The sequence below is a fragment of the Streptomyces europaeiscabiei genome, from assembly GCF_001550375.1.
Classification (GTDB): Bacteria; Actinomycetota; Actinomycetes; order Streptomycetales; family Streptomycetaceae; genus Streptomyces; species Streptomyces europaeiscabiei.
In genome coordinates this window covers 1-1,792 of sequence record NZ_LRTR01000156.1, presented here as the reverse complement: position 1 = coordinate 1,792, position 1,792 = coordinate 1, and the positions used below count along the sequence as shown (strand labels likewise).

Below are 1,792 nucleotides of genomic sequence, written 5' to 3'. Positions count from 1 at the left end.
GGGGGGGGGGGGGGCGGGGCGGTGTCAGGGGGTGTCGGCGTTGGGGTCCGTGGCCAGCCGGCGGACGGCGGCCAGGGGCACCGGTAGCCAGTCGGGGCGGTGCCGGGCCTCGTAGAGGACCTCGTACACGGCCTTGTCGGTCTCGTAGGCGCGCAGCAGTACGGGATCCATACGTGGATCGGCCCCGGCGACGTCCGCGTAGCCGGAGCAGTACGCGGCCCGGCAGGCGGTCGCCCAGTCGGCGGCCGACGGCTGGAGGGAGTGCGCGGCGTAGTCGAAGGAGCGGAGCATGCCGGCGACGTCACGGGCGACGGGCTGCGGCATCCGACGCTCGGCCAGCGGCTTCGACGGCTCGCCCTCGAAATCTATGAGCGACCACTCCCCGGAGGGCGAGCGGAGACACTGCCCGAGGTGGAGGTCGCCGTGTATGCGCTGGGCGGTCCAGGCGCGCCCCTCGGCGGCCAGGTCGCCGAGGGCTGCGAAGGCCGTGTGCAGACCGGGCGCGTACGGCCGCAGCGCGGGAACGGCCTGCGCGGCGGCCTCCAGGCGTCCGGTCATCCCGTCGACCAGCGACTCCAGTTGCGGCCGCCCCAGGGTGACCGTGGGCAGGGCCCGCGCCAGCGCGGTGTGCACCTCGGCGGTCGCCCGCCCCAGTGCCCGCGCCTCGGCGGTGAAGTCCTCGCCCTTGGCCAGCATGCTCAGCGCCAGTTCCCAGCCGTCCGCCGCGCCGTGCAGGAACGGCTGGAGTACGCCCAGGACGTGATGGCCGTCGGCGCCGGTGGTTCGGTCCAGCTCCGCCACCATCCAGGCCACCGGCGCGGGTACCCGGGGGCAGCCCACGCGGGACAGCTCCATCGGCAGTTCGAGGTCGGGGTTGTCCCCGGGCACGATCCGGCGGAACAGCTTCAGGATGAACGTATCGCCATAGACGATCGAGGAGTTGGACTGCTCCGAGGTGATCACACGCGGCACCAGGCCCTCGGGGATGTCGTGCCGCATGTCCCGCCCGCAGCGCACCTCGCCGACCTGCGCCCTGGCCCGCATCGCCTCCAGGAGGACGTCGGCGAGGCGCGGGTCGTGCAGCGCCTCGTAGACCGTCCGCCCGGCCAGCGGTCCTTCGGCCACATGCCCGATCAGCGCGGGCGCCAGCCATGGCGGCAGTGCCTCGCGTACGCCGAGCAGCAGTTGGTAGCAGTCGCCGGGATGGGCCGGGGCCCCCTGGGACGGCACCAGCGGCTGGTGGGCGCGTACGAGGAGATGCAGCAGCCCGGCCTTGGCGGCGGCCACCGGCAGCAGTTCGGTGGCCGCCACCAGACTGAATCCGGTGACCGGCCGCCCCTTCCCCGCGAACCAGCGCTGCCGTGGCAGCCACTCCCGCAGCAGCGGCTCCAGGGAGGTGAGCAGCCCGGCGGGGGCCGGCTCCGTGGCGGGCGGTGGAGCAGGACTTGGCGCGGTGGGGTGCGTGGCGGCTTCCGACATGGCCTCGCGTCCTTTCCCCGGTGGCGGGGTGTTCCTGTCTGCGTGCCCCGGGCGGGCCGGGAGAAACCGGCCCGCCCGGGGTTCCGGTCGGGCTTACACGGTGTCCTTCCGCAGGCGGAACCAGTAGAAGCCGTGGCCCGCGAGGGTGAGGAGATAGGGCAGTTCACCGATGGCGGGGAAGCGCACACCGCCGATGAGTTCTACGGGGTGGCGTCCTTCGTAGGCGCGCAGATCGAGTTCGGTGGGCTGTGCGAAACGGGAGAAGTTGTTGACGCACAGCACCAGGTCGTCCCCGTTGCCCTCGGTCGAGGGC

At 73.3% G+C, this 1,792-nt stretch carries 2 protein-coding genes; both read right to left on the bottom strand.

Translation table 11 applies throughout. The annotated features are described in order from the left end of the window. Positions 1 to 24 precede the first annotated feature (24 nt). Positions 25 to 1,479: a maltokinase N-terminal cap-like domain-containing protein gene (locus AWZ10_RS07040; RefSeq protein ID WP_060890683.1), complete on the bottom strand. Its 1,455-nt coding sequence runs from the start codon at positions 1,477 to 1,479 to the stop codon at positions 25 to 27. Positions 1,480 to 1,572: 93 nt separating this feature from the next. Next, positions 1,573 to 1,792: alpha-glucosidase C-terminal domain-containing protein (locus AWZ10_RS07035; RefSeq protein WP_208618458.1), on the bottom strand; the 220-nt coding region annotated here is incomplete at its 5' end.